The 16760-nt window shown below is 66.2% G+C and carries 10 protein-coding genes; 5 read left to right on the forward strand and 5 right to left on the reverse strand.

Going from position 1 to position 16760, the window contains the following annotated elements; genetic code table 11:
- Positions 1-2: 2 nt before the first annotated feature.
- Complete coding sequence (locus tag KP010_RS12690; RefSeq protein WP_142861986.1) at positions 3-1676, forward strand: heparinase II/III family protein; 1674 nt, start codon at positions 3-5, stop codon at positions 1674-1676.
- Positions 1677-1726: 50 nt separating this feature from the next.
- Here KP010_RS12690 and KP010_RS12695 read toward each other — a convergent pair whose 3' ends face one another.
- Positions 1727-1993 (reverse strand): GIY-YIG nuclease family protein, encoded by a 267-nt coding sequence (locus KP010_RS12695; RefSeq protein WP_246659739.1) that lies wholly within the window; start codon positions 1991-1993, stop codon positions 1727-1729.
- Positions 1994-2714: 721 nt separating this feature from the next.
- Here KP010_RS12695 and purH point away from each other — a divergent pair.
- From purH to KP010_RS12710, 3 genes are all read left to right on the forward strand, one after another.
- Complete coding sequence (purH, locus tag KP010_RS12700; protein WP_216280928.1) at positions 2715-4307, forward strand: bifunctional phosphoribosylaminoimidazolecarboxamide formyltransferase/IMP cyclohydrolase; 1593 nt, start codon at positions 2715-2717, stop codon at positions 4305-4307.
- Positions 4308-4912: 605 nt separating this feature from the next.
- The gene (locus KP010_RS12705) at positions 4913-6436 is read left to right on the forward strand and encodes a porin (protein ID WP_253203618.1); all 1524 of its coding nucleotides are present in this window, start codon (positions 4913-4915) and stop codon (positions 6434-6436) included.
- A gap of 142 nt (positions 6437-6578) precedes the next feature.
- Positions 6579-7700, forward strand: coding sequence for a sigma-54-dependent Fis family transcriptional regulator (locus KP010_RS12710; RefSeq protein ID WP_142861983.1), 1122 nt, complete (start codon positions 6579-6581; stop codon positions 7698-7700).
- Positions 7701-7759: 59 nt separating this feature from the next.
- Here KP010_RS12710 and KP010_RS12715 read toward each other — a convergent pair whose 3' ends face one another.
- The 4 genes from KP010_RS12715 to ptsP form a co-directional block, all read right to left on the reverse strand.
- Positions 7760-8029, reverse strand: coding sequence for a hypothetical protein (locus tag KP010_RS12715; protein WP_216280929.1), 270 nt, complete (start codon positions 8027-8029; stop codon positions 7760-7762).
- A gap of 145 nt (positions 8030-8174) precedes the next feature.
- Complete coding sequence (locus KP010_RS12720; protein WP_142861981.1) at positions 8175-9827, reverse strand: outer membrane protein; 1653 nt, start codon at positions 9825-9827, stop codon at positions 8175-8177.
- 137 nt (positions 9828-9964) lie between these two features.
- Positions 9965-11035, reverse strand: coding sequence for a peptide chain release factor 1 (gene prfA / locus KP010_RS12725; RefSeq protein ID WP_108917733.1), 1071 nt, complete (start codon positions 11033-11035; stop codon positions 9965-9967).
- Between the two features lie 194 nt (positions 11036-11229).
- The gene (gene ptsP, locus KP010_RS12730; protein WP_216280930.1) at positions 11230-13497 is read right to left on the reverse strand and encodes a phosphoenolpyruvate--protein phosphotransferase; all 2268 of its coding nucleotides are present in this window, start codon (positions 13495-13497) and stop codon (positions 11230-11232) included.
- A 299-nt stretch (positions 13498-13796) separates the two neighbouring features.
- Here ptsP and KP010_RS12735 point away from each other — a divergent pair, with 299 nt between their 5' ends.
- Positions 13797-16667, forward strand: a complete 2871-nt coding sequence (locus tag KP010_RS12735; RefSeq protein ID WP_142861979.1) for an EAL domain-containing protein — start codon at positions 13797-13799, stop codon at positions 16665-16667.
- Positions 16668-16760: the final 93 nt, after the last annotated feature.

The raw sequence follows: 16760 nt of genomic DNA on the forward strand, positions 1-16760 counted from the left end.
GAATGCGATTGGCGAAGGCCGCCGCGCGCGGCGTCGCCTCGTTCGCGCGCGCGGTGCGCGGGCCCTATCTGGTCGTGCAGGCCATGGGCGTGCGCCCGCCCGAGCGGCTCTACGTGGCGCCGCAGGATATTCGCACCGCCGATCCGACCGTCGCCGATGAAATCTACGCCGGCTATTTCTCCTTCGACGGCAAAGTGGTCGAAACCAATGGCCGCTCGCCCTTCTCCATCGCGCCCCCCTCCATGGCGTGGCGGCGCTCGCTCACCGGCTTCTCCTGGCTACGCCATTTGCGCGCCGCCGATCGCGCCTTGGCGCGCGCCAACGCCCGCGCGCTGGTCGACGATTTTTTGCGCACGCGCGCCGATTTCGTCGACGATCCCGCGCAAGAGCCCAGCGTCGTCGCGCGCCGCACCCTGTCATGGCTCGCGCAATCGCCGATTCTGCTCGACGGCGCCGATCCGGATTTCTACGAGCGTTTCATGCGCGCATTGGCGCGCAACATTCGTGTCCTCTTGCGCGCCATGGGCTCGGAGCGGCGCGCATCGGATCGCCTGCTCTGCGCCACAGCGCTCGCGGCTTTCGGCGTCTGCGCCGACGCCGGCCGCAAATTCGAGCTGCGCGCCACCGCTCTGCTCGACGCCGAATTGCTGCGCCAAATTCTGCCGGACGGCGGCCACATCGGCCGCAACCCCGAGACGCCGGTCGAATTGCTGCTCGATCTCCTGCCTTTGCGCCAGGCCTATGCCGCGCGCGGGCGGCGCCCGCCGGAGCGGCTCACCGCTTCGATCGGCGCGATGATCGCCTTTTTGCGCGTGCTGAAACATGGCGACGGCGCGCTGGCGCTGTTCAACGGCATGGGCCGCGCGCCGCCGGATCGGCTGGCGACGATTCTCGCCCATGCCGACCTCGCCCATGCCGACGCCGGCGGTGCGCCCAGTCTCGACGCGCCCTATTCGGGCTATCGGCGGCTGCAAGCGGGCGCCACTGCGGTCATCGTCGACGCCGGCCCGCCGCCGCCGCCGCAATTCTCCTTCGCCGCTCATGCTGGCTGCCTTTCTTTCGAATATTCGATCGGGCCTGAGCGCATCGTCGTCAATTGCGGCGCGCCGTCTTCCGGCTCGGAGGCGCTGCGCCGTCTCGCGCGCTCGACCGCCGCGCATTCCACGCTGATCGTCGAGGATCGCTCCAGCTGCCGTCTGGAGGCGCGGCCGGGGCGCGGCCGGCCGGAGGAGCGCATCGTCGCCGGCCCCGCGCGAGTGAAGGCGGCGCGCCGCTCCACCGATTCGAGCCATGATCTCGAGCTGTCCCATGACGGCTATGTTCGCGAGCTCGGCCTCTCGCACGAGCGCAAGCTGGCGCTGTCGCATGACGGCGCGCAGCTCCTCGGCGACGACAGGCTCGTCGCGCTGCGCCATGGCGCGCGGGCCGAGCATTTCGTTCTGCGTTTTCATCTGCATCCCGATGTGCAGGTGATGGGTGCGAATGCGCGCAAAGTTCTGCTCACGAGCGGCGGCGTCGATCTCGTCTTCGAGGCCAACGCCGATGTGAGCGTGGAAGAGAGCGTCTTCTTCGCCGCCCCGGCCGCGGCGCGAAAGAGCGCGCAGATCGTGGTGGATGGCCGCGGCGTCAGGGACGCGCATTTGCGGTGGTCGTTCTCGCGGGTGGAGGAGGGGTGAGCCCGAATGGCTTCGCCATTTCCCGAGAGGCCATCCCCGCCGCTTCCGCCCTATCGGGCCAGTTCCTCATAGAGATCGCGCCAATCCGGACTCATGTCGAGGATCAGCCTGGCTTTCCATGCGCGGCGCCAATGCTTCATATTCCGCTCGCGTTGAATGGCGTCGCGAATATCCTCGAAGCGTTCGTACCAGACGAGCCGCGTCAAGCCATAGTGTTTCGTAAATCCCTCATAGAGCCCTTCACGATGCTCGAAGGCTCGGCGCGAGAGGTCGTTCGTCACGCCGGTGTAGAGCGTTCCGTTCGGTCGGTTGGTCATGATGTAGACCCATCCTCCAGCCATGCCGCAGTTTGCAAGGCGTGGATGGCCGGGACAAGCCCGGCCAGGACGGCGGCCCTCGGCGAAGGCGGGCGACGGCGTCGGAAGAGAGGGGAATTCTCGATTTCCCAGGAGGCCGTCCTGGCCGGGCTCGTCCCGGCCATCCACGCCACGCCGCTTCCCCTTATCGGCGATTGCGCGGCGCTGAAGGCGACGACCTTCGCTCGCGGCCTGGGGCGGCGCAGCTCCGAGAGAATATTCAGCCCGTCACAGCTCGAGGTCGCGGGCTGATCTGGTCATGCTGACGCGATTATCACGCGGGGGCGCGAAGAAGCCCCTTGACGTTTGCTGACTAAATTCCTAGCGGCGGTCGCCATCATCAAGCATTTCTTCGTCATTTCCGAGGCTCGCGCGGGGATATACTACCCGAAAGGGGAAAACAACCCTGAGCCCGCAGGCGGCGAACAGAAAAGGCCGCCGTGGTCCGGGATGCTTCCGGCTTCGATGCGCGTCTCTTTTTTACGCCACGGCCGAACGGAGCCGCCGCGTCCCGGACCTCCCATCCTCCCGCGCCGAATTCCGGCGCCGGGCGCGAAAGCGCGCGCCTCGCCATTCGAGGGCGCTGTCGGCGCGCATTGGTTTCTCCCCCCGGCGATCTATGCTAAGCGCCGGGTCGATATCCTTTCCCCGCGACGTTTTCGCTCCATGACGAGGGACCTGAATGCCGGTCGATCTGCGCCGTATCACGAGAGCTCTGCTGTCCGTCTCCGACAAGACCGGGCTGGTCGAATTGGCGAAGGCTCTCGCCGCTCACGGCGTCGAACTGGTCTCCACCGGCGGCACGCGCAAGGCGTTGGCCGAGGCGGGGCTCGCTGTGCGCGATATCGCCGACGTCACCGGCTTCCCGGAGATGATGGATGGGCGGCTCAAGACGCTGCATCCCAAGGTGCATGGCGGCCTGCTTGCGATCCGCGAGAATCCCGAGCATGAGGCGGCCATGCTCGCCCATGACATTCCGCAGATCGATCTGCTCGTCGTCAATCTCTATCCCTTCGAGGCGACGCTGGCCAAAGGCGCGCCCTTCGAGACCTGCGTCGAGAATATCGATATCGGCGGGCCGGCGATGATCCGCGCCGCCGCCAAAAATCACGACGATGTCGCCGTGCTGGTCGAGCCGGCCGATTATGACGGGTTCCTGGCCGAGCTTTCCGCCAATTCCGGCGCCGCCACTCTGGCGACGCGAAGGCGCCTCGCGCAAAAGGCCTACGCCCGCACGGCCGCCTATGACGCGGCGATCTCCAATTGGCTGGCTGGCGCGCTCGGCGAGGCGACCCCGCCCTGGCGCGCCATCGGCGGCCATTTGTCCGAGCCCATGCGCTATGGCGAAAATCCGCATCAGAGCGCGGGTTTCTATCTCACCGGCGAGAAGCGTTTCGGCGTGGCCACGGCGAAGCAGGCCCAGGGCAAGCAGCTCTCTTATAATAATATCAACGACACCGACGCGGCCTATGAGCTGGTCGCGGAATTCGATCCCGCGCGCACGGCGGCGGTGGCGATCATCAAGCATTCCAACCCTTGCGGCGTCGCCGAGGGCGCGAGCCTCGCCGAGGCCTATCGCAAGGCGCTGCGCTGCGATTCCGTCTCGGCTTTCGGCGGCATCGTCGCGCTCAATCGCCGGCTCGACGCCGAGGCGGCGCGCGAGATCGTGAAGATTTTCACCGAGGTCATCATCGCGCCGGAGGCGGACGAGGAGGCCGTCTCCATCATCGCGGCGAAGAAGAATCTGCGTCTGCTGCTCGCCGGCGGCCTGCCCGATCCGCGCGCGGCCGGGCTCGGCTTCCGCAGCGTCGCGGGCGGCTTTCTGGCGCAGTCGCGCGACAATAGCGTCGTCGACGATCTGACGCTGTCCGTCGTCACCAAGCGCGCGCCGACGGAAAAGGAGCTGGCGGATTTGAAATTCGCTTTCCGCGTCGCCAAGCATGTGAAGTCCAACGCCATCGTCTACGCGCGCGATCTCGCGACGGTGGGCGTCGGGGCGGGGCAGATGTCGCGCGTCGATTCCTCGCGCACGGCGGCCTTCAAGGCGGAGGAGGCGGCGCGCGAGGCCGGCGTGCGGGAGAGCTTCGCGGTCGGCTCCGTGGTCGCGTCCGACGCTTTCTTCCCCTTTCCGGACGGGCTGCTGGCGGCGGCCTCGGCCGGCGCGACGGCGGTCATTCAGCCGGGGGGCTCGGTCAATGACAAGGATGTGATCGCCGCCGCCGACGAGGCCGGCCTCGCCATGGTGCTGACCGGCGTGCGCCATTTCCGGCACTGAGCCGGCGCGCGCTGCTGCGCTGCAATATACGCATGTAATCTGTTGATCTAGAACGGGATGCGCGACATCGTGCCGCGCTTTCCGGGCGAGGCGTATTGTCGCGCTGTCGCATTTTGCGGCGTCGCGAGCGCGACTGTCGCAGTCTGCGGCAGTCTTTGTCGCGACAGTTTGTCGAATTAGCGAAATCTGTCGCGATTTCGAGACGTTCTAATTGCCATTGTGCGGCGCACGTCGCCTAATGATCCCCCGAAAGACCACGCGCTCTCCTGCCGAAGGCGAGCGAAGATCCAGGGGTTGTAATTGTACCAGAGACGATATCGAAGCTGATCGACGAAGATTCGATCATTCTTCTGCGGCTTTGACGGCCTGTTCTTCGTGAACGACGCTGACGCCGCGCCTCCCCAAGCAGATTCGGTCCGATTTCGTCGCGCTGCTCTTTAGAGCGGCGGCGCCGGGTCGCGCCGTTACGAGACTTTCCTTCCCAGGGAAAGAGGCCCGCGCCGCTGGGTCGATGACGAGCGGTCACTCAATCCTCCCTAACTTTCCCGGCCGTCTCTTCGAAGGGCGGCCGGGACTTTTCCTGAGAAGAAACGACGGAAACGCCAATGACAAGAACCGGCGATGTGGCCGTTCCGCGTCCAATGCGGCGCGAGGCGACGAATGTGATGGCGGCGGGGCTGGCCTTTGTTTCGCTTTTCACCGGAGCGGCGCGCGCGGATACGACGGATCAGCTGCTCGATCAGCTGAAAGCCAAGGGAATTCTGACCAAGGGCGAATATCGCAAGCTGAAGGCGCGCCATGCTGCCGAGACCGCCGCGCCGGCCCGCGCCGCTGTGGCGAGCCATGCCGCCGCGCAGCCGCTCGCGACGCCTTCGGATCGCTTCATCACGCGCCTCGACAAAGGGATCGGCGCGCGCGTCGGCGCGGTCGATGTGCGCCTCTCGGGCCAACTCGCCTTTTTCGCGACCGAGCAATTCAAGCAGGCCGGAACGGCGATCGTCGCCGGCGGGCTCGGCGGCGGCAGCGTCTATAACAACTCCTCGGCCATTCGCTCCGGTCTGCTGCCGAGCGCGCTGGCGCTCAGTCTCTCGACCGAGCAGGAGGGCTATAAGGTGTCCTTCTCGCTCGGCCTCTACGCGGGCGGCAATAATATTCGCGTCGGCCTGCTCAATGGCAATAGTTCCGGCGCCTCTGTGGCTCTCGGCACGCCGGGCGTCGATCTGCGCCAGGTATTCGGCGAAATCAGCTCCGCCGATTATGGCGCGCTGAAGGTCGGCCGCGATCTCGGCCTCTTCGCCGCCGACGCCATTCTCAATGATTTCACTTTGTTCGGCGCCGGCACCATCGCCGCCAACGCCAGCCCGTCCAACACCAGCCTCGGCCGCATCGGCTTCGGCTATGTCTATGCGGATTGGATTCCGCAGCTCACTTATACGACGCCGGATTTCCATGGCGTGACCGTCTCGGTCGGCGTCTTCTCGCCGTATCAGCAATTCGACAATGCCGGGTCCTATGTGTCGGCCTCCGGCGTCCTTCCCTATTCGGGCGTGATCACCGGGCATGATCAGCCGGGCTTTCAGGCGCGCCTCAAATATGTGGGCGAGCTCGCGCCGGGGACGAAGCTGACCCTGTGGACATCGGGCCTCACCCAGCGCCATCGCGTCGAATCCGGCGACGCCGTGCTGCTGCCGCGCGGAGCAGGCGTGCGCTCCATGGCGATCGACGCCGGCGGCCGTCTCGACGTCGGCCCGGTGACTTTGGTCGGCTATGGCTATAAGGGCGTCGGCCTCGGCACGACGGGGCTCTATTTCGACGGCGTCGGCTATGACGGCGAGCGGCGCAAATCCTCGGGCTATTACGCCCAGGCCGGCTATACGCTCTTCGAGCGCCTGACTTTCGGCGGCAGCTATGGCGTCAGCTATCTCGACGCCAATCTCGCCGATTATCCCGGCCGTCTCGGCGATGGCGCGCTCGTCGCCTCCAACGCCTCGACCATCGGCTTCGTGAAATATCGCTTCACCGATTGGGTCACGTTTCAGAGCGAATTCGTGCGCTCGGTCTCGCATAATCTGCTGGGGCAGGGCGTGCGGACCAACGCGCTCGTCGCAGGAACGATTTTCTCCTTCTGATCCCATGGGATAGGGGAGGGGATGCGACAATTGGTGCAGTGCACAAACCGGGCGTATTCTCATATTAACGAGCTGCGGCCGGCTCGGCGACGAGCCGGCCGCCAGCCGTTGCGTATCGGACGGCCGCGAAAAGGCGTCTCAAATGCCCCTCTATTCCGCCAGCCTGACGGAGGCGGCGCGTGAAAAATTCTTCGGCCGCGGAGAGCTGCCGACCGTCGAGCTCAAACAGCCGATTCTGCGGTCCTGGCTGCGCTGCGCGGAGCTCGGCCTCGACGTCGCCAAACCGCCCCGCGCCGCCGCGCTCGAGCGGACCGAGCTGCAGACTTTTCTCGCGCGCCACGAGCGGCTGCGGCGCCTCTGCCGGCCGGAGCTCGACGCGCTCAACGCCGAGGCGCATGAGACCGGCGCGGTCGTCATCCTCGCCGATGCGCAGGGAGTGATCGTCGACGCTGTCGGCGACATTGGGTTTGCCGCTCAGGCGACGGAAATCTCGCTCAGGCCGGGCGCGCATTGGAGCGAGGCGGCCGCCGGCACCAATGCGATCGGCGCGGCTCTGGCCGAGCGGCGGGCGGTAGCCGTGCATGGCGGCGAGCATTTCTTCGAGAGCCACGCCATTTTGAGCGGCGCGGCGGCGCCCATCGTCGATCCGCGCGGCGTCGTCGTCGGCGCGCTGGCCCTCTCGGCCAACGCCGGCGTGCACCGCGTCCATGCTCTGGGGCTCGTTCGCTTCGCGGTCGAGCAGATCGAGCATCGCTTCTTTGGCGGCAATGCTTTTTCAGCGGCGACAGTCTTGCGCTTCCACACCGATCCCGCCGTCGTCGGCGCGCCGCGCGAGGGGCTCCTCGCCTTCGACGACGACAAGCGGCTCATCGCCGCCAATCGCCGCGGCCTCTCCTTCGTGCAGCGCGATTGGAGCGCGCTCGATTGCGTGAGTTTCGACGAATTGTTCGAGCCGCTGAGAGCCGCGCCGCAAATGGCGGAGATCATCGGGAGCGACGGCCGGCGCTATTATGGTCTCGCCAACACGCCCTCGTCCTGCCGCGCGCGGCCGACGGATTGTCCTTTGGAGCTGCACGACATCTGTTTCGAGCCGCTCTCGGCGCGGCTCGCCGAGCACAGGCTGCGCGACGCCGAGCTTTCGGCGATGCGCGCGGCGCTCGACGCCTGCGACGGCAATTTCAGCAAGGCCGCTCGCGTGCTCGGCGTGCATCGCAGCACGCTCTATCGACGTCTGAACGAGCGGGCGGGGGAGAGGCCTCGCTAGGCGCGGCCGCTTCGAGGTCGAAGGGCCGCGCATTTTCGGGCTCATCCATCCGCGCTGGCTCACTCGCAGACGCGCACGCGGCGGAAATAGAGGACATTGCCCCAGTCGTCGGTCACGGGCTGGCGGGTCATATAGCAATCGCTCGGCGCTTGCGACGCGGCGACGGCGCCGAGCGTCAGAGCCGTCAGCGCGCCCGCGGCGGCGACGCCGCCCCAATAATGGCCGTGGTGATGGCGCCGATAGGGGCTCGCCTCGGTGGTGGAGGCGAGAATGGTCGAACCGGTCAATGTCAGGGCCAGAAGTCCGGCGGCGAGGGCGTTTTTGCTCATGACCAACTCCGTTTGCGTTGCGCTCGCTCTCATCGGCGAGCCTTCGCACGCTACGACGCGCCACGCCGGATGTTCGTGCGACGGCGCACAGCGCTGGTCTCTTCGCGGGAAAAGACGCCGATCCGGCGTCGGAGGCGCGTCGGCTTCAACGAAATGCGAAAAGGCTCCAGCCGCCGAGGAGCGCGCTCAGTTCGGGCTCGAAGAATTTCCAGCTGACGCCGCCGCGGACCAAGTGGACGCCGACCGGCGCCGTCGACAACGAGCTGACGGACAGCGCGCCATTCGACGAGAGCGTGGCGATCGGAATGGTCGCGCCGCCGAATTTCGAATAGAGATATTCGGTCCATAGCGCGATCCGCTCGGTAAGCGCATATTCGGCTCCCGCGCCCGCCGTCCAGCCGACCTCGACCTCGCTCGCGGCGCCGCGCGAGGCGCTCCATCCGTCGCTGGCGTAGACGCCGACGGGATCGAGCGATTTCACGAAAAGGCTCGATAGGGTCGACGAGGCGAATTTCGCCTCGATCTTCGAAAAGGCGACGCCCGCCGTGACATAGGGCGCGAGCCGTTCGAGCAGCGCATAGCCGAGGCGCGCCCTCGTCGTCGCGAACCAGCGACGCTCGATGCGCGCATCGCTTTGGGACAGATTGCCCGTCTGAAGCAGATAGAGGCCGTCCGCGCTCGTCGTTTCCGATTGGGCGCCGTCGTCGACGACATGCGTTCCGAGGACGCCGCCGTAAAAATCGGCCGCGAGGCCGAGGATGATCCGGTCGCCGACGATATGATCATATCCCGCGAGAGCGCCGATGAGACGATCGCCGTATCCGATCCTCGTTTTGACGGAAGCGCCCGAAAACCCCGCGCCCTGCGGCTGGGATCTGTTCAGATCGGCGACGCCGCCGCCGCCGGCGAAGCCTCCGCCCAGGCCGAAATAGAGGCCGCTCCTCGGGAAGGCGGGGCGCGGCGCTCCGGCGCCGAGATCGGGAGGCGGGAGCGCAGAATCGGCGTCCTGCCGACGCGGCCTCCAGCTCACGCCGCCGCGCACCGTATGGACGCCGACTTTCCGTGTCGAAAGGACGCCTACGGCCGGCTCGGCGGACGCGAAAGCGGTGATGATGGGGAGCGCGGAGCCGCCGAATTCCGAATAGAGATACTCGGTCTTGACGCTGATCTGGTCCGTGATCGCATACTCCATGCCCGCGCCCATGGTCCAGCCGAGCTTCGCGCCCGACCCCGTCCCGATCGCCGTCGAGGCGGCGAGGCTCGTCTCGGGAAATCTCGCGACCATATCGGCGCCGATTCTCGAATAGGCGACGCCGCCGGTGAGATAGGGCAGGAAACGGTCGAACAGCCCATAGCCCATGCGCGCCCGCAATGTCGCGAACCATCCTGGATCGCTCGCGGATAGGCCGCGCGCCGCCGCGACGGCGACCCCCGGCGTGACATCCGCGACGATCCGCGACCAGTCGGCTTCGAGCCCGACGATCAGCTCTCCGGCCGGTCGATAGTCGTATCCGAGCGCGGCGCCGGCGAACAAATAGCCGAATCCGACGGTCGCATTCTCGCTCGACGCGCTCGCGCTCGCCACGGCGTGGGCGTTCGAATATTGGAGCCGCTCGCGATTGGCCGGGCCGTATCCGCCGCCATATCCCCCGGTCGTCCCGAAATGGACCCCTGTCCAGTCGAATGGACTTCGAGGCGCCGCGAACGGCGGCAGATCGCGAAGGGTGGTCGTCTCGACCGCGCAGGCCGGCGGCGAGAACGTAGAAGCCAGGAGCGCGAAAGCGAATATCTTACGCATGATGCGCGCTCCTCGAAGATATATTTCGAGTCGATTGTCGAAAAAGCGAATGACTAATTTCAGTGCGGGCGCACCCTAGGCGCATCCGCTGTCGCATTCAACTCGGAACTGAATCGGGGCTCGATCGCGTCGAAGCGTCAGCTCTCGCTCTGCGCCAGCAATTTCGCCTGATGATCCGTCGTCAGAGCGTCGAAAATCTCGTCCATCTCGCCTTCCATCACGCGATCGAGCTTATAGAGCGTCAGATTGATGCGATGGTCGGTGACGCGGCCTTGCGGAAAATTATAGGTGCGAATGCGCTCTGATCGATCGCCGGAGCCGACCTGCGCCTTGCGATCGGCGGCGCGCGCGCTGTCGAGGCGCTGGCGCTCGGCGTCATAGAGGCGCGAGCGCAGCACCTCCATCGCCTTGGCCTTGTTGCGATGCTGCGAGCGCTCCTCCTGCATCATTACGACGATGCCGGATGGAATATGGGTGATGCGGATCGCCGATTCGGTCTTGTTGACATGCTGGCCGCCGGCGCCGCCCGAGCGCATCGTCTCGATGCTCAAGTCCTTGTCGTCTATCGCGACGTCGACATCCTCCGCCTGCGGCAGCACGGCGACCGTCGCCGCCGAAGTGTGAATGCGCCCCTGCGTCTCCGTCGCCGGCACGCGCTGCACGCGATGCACGCCCGATTCGAATTTCAGTTTCGCATAGACGCCGCGGCCGGCGATCTCGGCGACGATCTCCTTATAGCCGCCGAGCGCGCCTTCGCTGGCGGAGAGAATCTCGACGCTCCAGCCTTTGACGGCGGCGTAGCGCTGATAGGCGCGGAAGAGATCGCCGGCGAAGAGCGCGGCCTCGTCGCCGCCGGTGCCGGCGCGCACCTCTAGAATGACGCCTTTTTCGTCGGCGGAGTCTTTCGGCAGCAGAGCGAGCTTCAGCTCATGCTCGGCGCGGGTCAGCGCATCCTGCGCGACTTTCAGCTCGCCATCGACGAATTCACGCATGTCGGGATCGATCGCCGGATCGGCGAGCATTTCGCCGAGGCCGTCGATCTCGGCGAGCGTCGCGCGATAGGTTTTGATCTTGGCGACGACGTCGTCGAGCGAGGCGAGCTCGCGCGAGAGCGCGACGAAGCTCGCTGCGTCCGGCCCGGCGCTGAGCCGGTCGGCGATCTCCTCGTGACGACGCAAAATGAGGTCGAGCTTGTCTTGGGCGAACATGGGGCGAGCCGAGCGAGAGGGTAGGGGATGGCGTGGAGCGAAGCGCGAGCGTCGCTAGCGGCCCCGGTCTTTCGTGGCGAATGCCGAAATCGACGCGCTCACCCTCCCCATCAGGGTGAGGGTCGGACCGCGGTCCACGAGGAAGACTCGGCGGAAACGCCTTTCCCGGCGAGATTTCTCGAATTGACGCATGGTCAAACCGGAATATCGCGCGCCGCGGCGAATTCGCGCAAATTCTCGCGCAGGCTCGGCGCGCCGTCCTCTTTTGCGAGCAGCGAGGCGAGAAACACTTCCGCCTCCTCGAGATTGACGGCGAGGATCATCGCCTTCACCGGCCCGATCGAAGAGGGCGACATGGACAGCGAGCGATAGCCGAGAGCGAGCAGCGCTAGCGCCTCCAGCGGGCGGCCGCCCATCTCGCCGCAGAGCGTCACCGTCTTGCCGGCGCGCTTGCCCGCCGCGGCGATGCGCTCCAGCGCCCGCATCACCGGCGTGGAGAGCGTGTCGTAACGCTTGGAGACGCGCGTATTGTCGCGATCGGCCGCATACATGTATTGCACGAGATCATTGGAGCCGACCGACAGGAAATCGGCGCGCGCGGCGATGGCGTCGAGCTCCCACAGCAGCGAGGGCACCTCGACCATGGCGCCGAGCTGCATATTGGTCGGCGGCCGATGGCCATGGCGCTGGAGATGCGCGAGCTCGCGATGCGCGATCGTCTTCGCCGCTTCGAATTCCGCGACATTGGCGATCATCGGGAACATGATGCGCACGTCTCGGCCGCCCGCGGCCTTCAGCATGGCGCGGATCTGCATACGCAGCAGACCAGGACGATCGAGGCCGATGCGGATGGCGCGCCAGCCGAGCGCGGGATTCTCCTCGTCGATCGTCGCCATATAGGGCAGGATCTTGTCGCTGCCGATGTCGAGCGTGCGGAAGGTGACGGGGCGGTCCTGCACCGCGTCGAACACCGCCTTGTAGAGCAGGAACTGCTCGTTCATGCGCGGAAAGCGCGGCGCCAGCATGAATTGCAGCTCGGTGCGGAACAGGCCGATCGAGCGCGCGCCGGTCTCGTGCAGATGCGGCACGTCGACGATGAGGCCGGCGTTCATATGCAGCGCGATCTCGACGCCGTCCTTGGTCACGGCGGCCACATCGCGCAGCTTGGCGTATTGCTCCATGCGGCGGGCGCGCAGCCGCGCCTTCTCGCCATAGGCGGTCTGCACGTCCGGCGGCGGGCGTATATGCACGTCGCCGGTGACGCCGTCGACGATGACGGCGTCGCCCGCCTCGACGAGATCGGTCACATTGGCGGCGAGCCCGACGGTGGCGACGCCGAGCGCGCGGGCGACGATGCCGACATGGCTCGCCGGCCCGCCTTCCTCCAGCACTAGGCCGCGCAGCCGCGAGCGGTCATAGTCCAGCAGCGCGGCGGGGCCCATGTTGCGGGCGATGAGAATGGCGTTCTCGGGGATCGATTCACGACCGGCGACATAGCTCTGCCCGGTGAGCTGATGCAGCAACCGATTGGCGAGATCGTCGAGATCGTGGAGACGATCGCGCAGATAAGGGTCGGTCTGGCGTTGCAGCTTGGCGCGCGCGTCGTTCTGCACGCGCTCCACCGCCGCCTCTGCCGTGAGGCCGCTCAGCACCGCCTCGTGCAGCCGGCGCACCCAGCCGCGGTCATTGGCGAAAATGCGCACCGCCTCCAGCACCTCGCGATGCTCGCCGGCGCCCATGCGGTCGCCATGGGCGACCAATTCGTCGATGGAGACGCGCATCGCCTCGATCGCCGCGTTGAGGCGCTGGACCTCCGCGGCGATATCCTCGGCGATCAGCTGCTTGACGACGACGCGCGGCTCGTGCAGCACCGCATAGCCGAGCCCGACGCCCTCGCACATGGGCGCGCCCTTGACCACGACGGGGCGGTCGAGCGCGAAGCTCTCCGGCGTCTTGGCGATGGAGCGCAATTCGCCCGAGGCGATCATCTCGGCGACCAGCATCGCCGTCGTCTGCAGCGCCTCTATCTCCTCCTCGGAATAGATGCGCCGCACCCTGTTCTGCACGACGAGCACGCCGAGCGTGTTGCCGCCGCGCAAGATCGGCACGCCGAGGAAGGAGTGATAGATCTCCTCGCCCGTCTCCGGCTTGTAGGAGAAGGACGGGTGTTCCTGCGCCTCGGAGAGGTTCAGCGGCTCGGCGTTTTTGGCGATGAGGCCGACGAGGCCTTCGCCGGCGTGCATGGTGGTGAGATGCACCGCCTCGCGATTGAGGCCCTCGGTGGCGTAGAGCTCGAGCCCCTGGTCGGCGCGCAGCACATAGACCGAGCAGACTTCCGCCACCATATTGGACGCGATCAGCACGACGATCTTGTCGAGCCGCGCCTGCGCGCTCACCGGCTCCGCCATGACCTCGCGAAGCCGGCGGAGCAGCAAGCGGGGTCCGCCGAGAGCGCTACGCATCCAGTTTCCTTAGTTTCGACAGGCCATATCCGCCAGACGAGAGCTCTGCGAGGCCGCATCGCCCAAATCTAGAGAACTTCTAAAATTCTGCCCTGTTCCCGTTTCAGCGTATATTGGGCCCGTCCGGCCTCCGCAAGCGCGGCCGCTCGGCCGCCCGCGACACGCAAAGACCATACCGGCTTGCAGACCGGCGACTTAGCCGGTACCAGTCAAAATTCAGACAAGAAGAAATCCGAAAGCCGACCGGCCGCCCTCGCGACAATCGGACTTTTTGGGCCTGCGCGCCAGAGACGAGATTCGTGCCGCTATCCAGATATCTGATCGCTCTCTTTTTTCTCGTCCTTTGCGGGTCGCGGGCCCTCGCCATCGATTCCGTGCGCGTGCCGCAGGACGCGGCCGCCATCGACCTCACCCATGCGGTGGAGAAATATTCCTCCGAGGGCGACCGTCTCCAGGTCTCGACCGCCCCCGGCTCCGACGGCATCATCCGACGCATAGAAGTGGGCGCCAAAGAAGCGGGCACGCGCCCGAGCTGGATCGTTTTCGCGCTCACAAATGATACGGACGAGCAATTGGAGCGGCTGATCGTCGCCCCGCATTTCCGCCTTCAAGGGTCGGGAGTGATCTGGCCGGACCTCGGCGCTACGCGCATTTCGGCGATCACCGCGAGCCAGGGATTTCCGCCGGAACATGAGGATAGCGGGGACGCCGATGTTTTTCGCCTGACCCTCGATCCCGGCACCACGATCACCTATGTGGCCGAGCTGCGCACGCCCAATCTGCCGCAGCTCTATCTGTGGGAGCCCGAATCCTACAAGGACAAGGTGACGAGCCTCACCCTCTATAAGGGCATCGTCATCGGCATCGCCGGCCTGCTGGCGCTGTTCCTCACCATCGTCTTCGTCGTCAAAGGCGCGGTGATCTTCCCGGCGGCGGCGGCGCTGGCCTGGTCTGTGCTCGCCTATGTCTGCATCGATTTCGGCTTCTGGGCCAAGATTTTCGGCGTCGATCCCAATGCCGACCGCATTTGGCGCGCCGGAGCCGAAACGGTGCTGTCGGCGACTTTGGTGGTCTTCCTCTTCGCCTATCTCAACCTCAACCGCTGGCATGTGCGCGCCTGGCACGTGGCGGCGCTCTGGCTGCTGATTCTCGCCGATCTCGTCGGCCTCGCCATTTTCGACGCGCCAGTGGCGGCGGGCGTCGCGCGCATCTCGCTCGCCACGGTCTCTGCAGTCGGATTCGTGCTCGTCCTGTATCTGGCGACGCATGGCTTCGACCGCGCCATCATGTTGATTCCAACTTGGTTCTTGCTGCTGCTCTGGGTCTGCGCGGCGGGCTTCACCGTCTCCGGCTGGCTGACCAATGATCTGGTCTCGCCGGCGCTGGTCGGCGGCCTGGTGCTGATCGTGATGCTGATCGGCTTCACCGTTATGCAAAACGCCTTCGCCAGCGGCGGCCTCGCCCATGGCGCGATCTCCGACACGGAGCGCAAGGCGCTGGCGCTGACCGGGGCCAATGAGATCGTCTTCGATTGGGACGTGCCGGCCGATTACATCTATGTGAGCCCGGAGGTCGAGGAACAACTCGGGCTCGATCGCGGCGGGCTCGAGGGCGCGGCGTCCTCCTGGCTCGCGCTGTTGCATCCTTTCGAGCACGACCGCTATCGCGCCTGCCTCGATTCGCTGCTCGAGCAGCGACGCGGACGCATCAATCAGGAGTTCCGGCTGCGCGCCTCCGACGGCCATTATTTCTGCTACCGGCTGCGGGCGCGGCCGGTGATCGGGCAGGATGGCGAAGTCATTCGCGTCGTCGGCACGCTCACCGACGTCACCGACGAGCGCAATGCGAGGGAGCGGCTGCTGCATGACGCCGTCCACGACAATCTGACCGGCCTGCCCAATCGCGAATTGTTCTTCGATCGGCTGGAGGCGGCGCTGGTCTTCGCCGGGCTCGAGGCCGGCGTGCGGCCGACCGTGCTCGCCGTCGACATCGACCGTTTCCGCCAGATCAACGAGCAGGTGGGCGTCGCGACGGGCGATTCGATCCTGCTCACCATCGCCCATCGCCTGACGCGGCTGTTGCAGCCGCAGGACACTCTGGCGCGGCTCGACGGCGATCGCTTCGCCATCATTCTCGTCTCCGAGACCGACGTCGATCATGTGATCGCGCTCGCCGATTCGGTGCGGCGGACGCTGGCGACGCCGGTGCGCTTCACCGATCGCGAGATTTCGCTGTCGGTGTCGATCGGCGTGGCGCTGTTCGACAAGGAGTTGCATCCCGACCGCCACGACATGCTCGAGGACGCCGAAATCTCGCTGCGTCACGCCAAGAAGCTCGGCGGCAATCGCATAGAAGTGTTCCGCCCGGCGATGCGCGCGCAGCGCTCCGACCGGCTGACGCTGGAGGCCGATCTCAGACGCGCGCTGGAGCGCGGCGAGATCAAGGTGTTCTTCCAGCCGGTGGTGCGGCTCGAGGATCGCACCATCGCCGGCTTCGAGGCGCTGCTGCGCTGGGATCATCCGCGCCTCGGCCAGCTCGATCCGAGCGAGTTCGGACAGGTCGCCGAGCAGACCGGCCTCATCGTCGATTTCGGCCTATTGGCGCTGGAGCGCACGGCGCGCGAGCTGGCCGCCTGGCAGCGCGCGCTCGCCGTCGATCCGCCGATCTTCGCCTGCGTCAATATCGGCTCGCGGCAATTGCTGCGGCACGATCTGCTGCGCGACGTCAAAAGCGTGCTGATGCGCAACGACATCGTCAAAGGCAGCCTCAAGCTCGCGCTCGGCGAGGGGCTGGTGATGGAAAATCCCGAATACGCCGCGCAAATGCTGGGGCGAATCAAGGAGCTCGGCGCGGGCCTCGCGATGAGCGATTTCGGCTCCGGCTATTCCTCGCTCGCCTATCTGCAGAGCTTTCCCTTCGACACGATCAAGATCGGCCGCTCCTTCACGCGCCAGACCGGCAAGGGCTCGCGCGCGGTGATCCTGCGCTCGCTGATCTCGCTGGCGCATGATCTCGGAATGGATGTCGTCGCCGAGGGCGCGGAGACGGAATCGGACGCTATCGAGCTCTATCAGCTCGGCTGCGCCTATGCGCAGGGCTACGCCTTCGGCCGCCCGATCAGCCCGATGGAGGCGCGAAGGCTGGTGGGCGCAGCGCCCGAGGCGGCGTAGGGCAGGGGCTCGTAAGGAAGGGCGCTTTCTCCTTCTCCCACTCGGGGAGAAGCGACCTCGCGAAAGCGAGGTCGGATGAGGGTCCCTCGAATA

This window comes from Methylosinus sp. KRF6, from assembly GCF_018887255.1.
GTDB classification, from domain to species: domain Bacteria; phylum Pseudomonadota; class Alphaproteobacteria; order Rhizobiales; family Beijerinckiaceae; genus Methylosinus; species Methylosinus sporium.

Excerpts from the sequence above, each read along its gene's own strand:
- KP010_RS12690 (WP_142861986.1), top strand. The coding sequence starts at position 3 with ATGCGATTGGCGAAGGCCGCCGCGCGCGGCGTCGCCTCGTTCGCGCGC.
- KP010_RS12695 (WP_246659739.1), bottom strand. The coding sequence starts at position 1,993 with ATGACCAACCGACCGAACGGAACGCTCTACACCGGCGTGACGAACGAC.
- purH (WP_216280928.1), top strand. The coding sequence starts at position 2,715 with ATGCCGGTCGATCTGCGCCGTATCACGAGAGCTCTGCTGTCCGTCTCC.
- KP010_RS12705 (WP_253203618.1), top strand. The coding sequence starts at position 4,913 with ATGACAAGAACCGGCGATGTGGCCGTTCCGCGTCCAATGCGGCGCGAG.
- KP010_RS12710 (WP_142861983.1), top strand. The coding sequence starts at position 6,579 with ATGCCCCTCTATTCCGCCAGCCTGACGGAGGCGGCGCGTGAAAAATTC.
- KP010_RS12715 (WP_216280929.1), bottom strand. The coding sequence starts at position 8,029 with ATGAGCAAAAACGCCCTCGCCGCCGGACTTCTGGCCCTGACATTGACC.
- KP010_RS12720 (WP_142861981.1), bottom strand. The coding sequence starts at position 9,827 with ATGCGTAAGATATTCGCTTTCGCGCTCCTGGCTTCTACGTTCTCGCCG.
- prfA (WP_108917733.1), bottom strand. The coding sequence starts at position 11,035 with ATGTTCGCCCAAGACAAGCTCGACCTCATTTTGCGTCGTCACGAGGAG.
- ptsP (WP_216280930.1), bottom strand. The coding sequence starts at position 13,497 with ATGCGTAGCGCTCTCGGCGGACCCCGCTTGCTGCTCCGCCGGCTTCGC.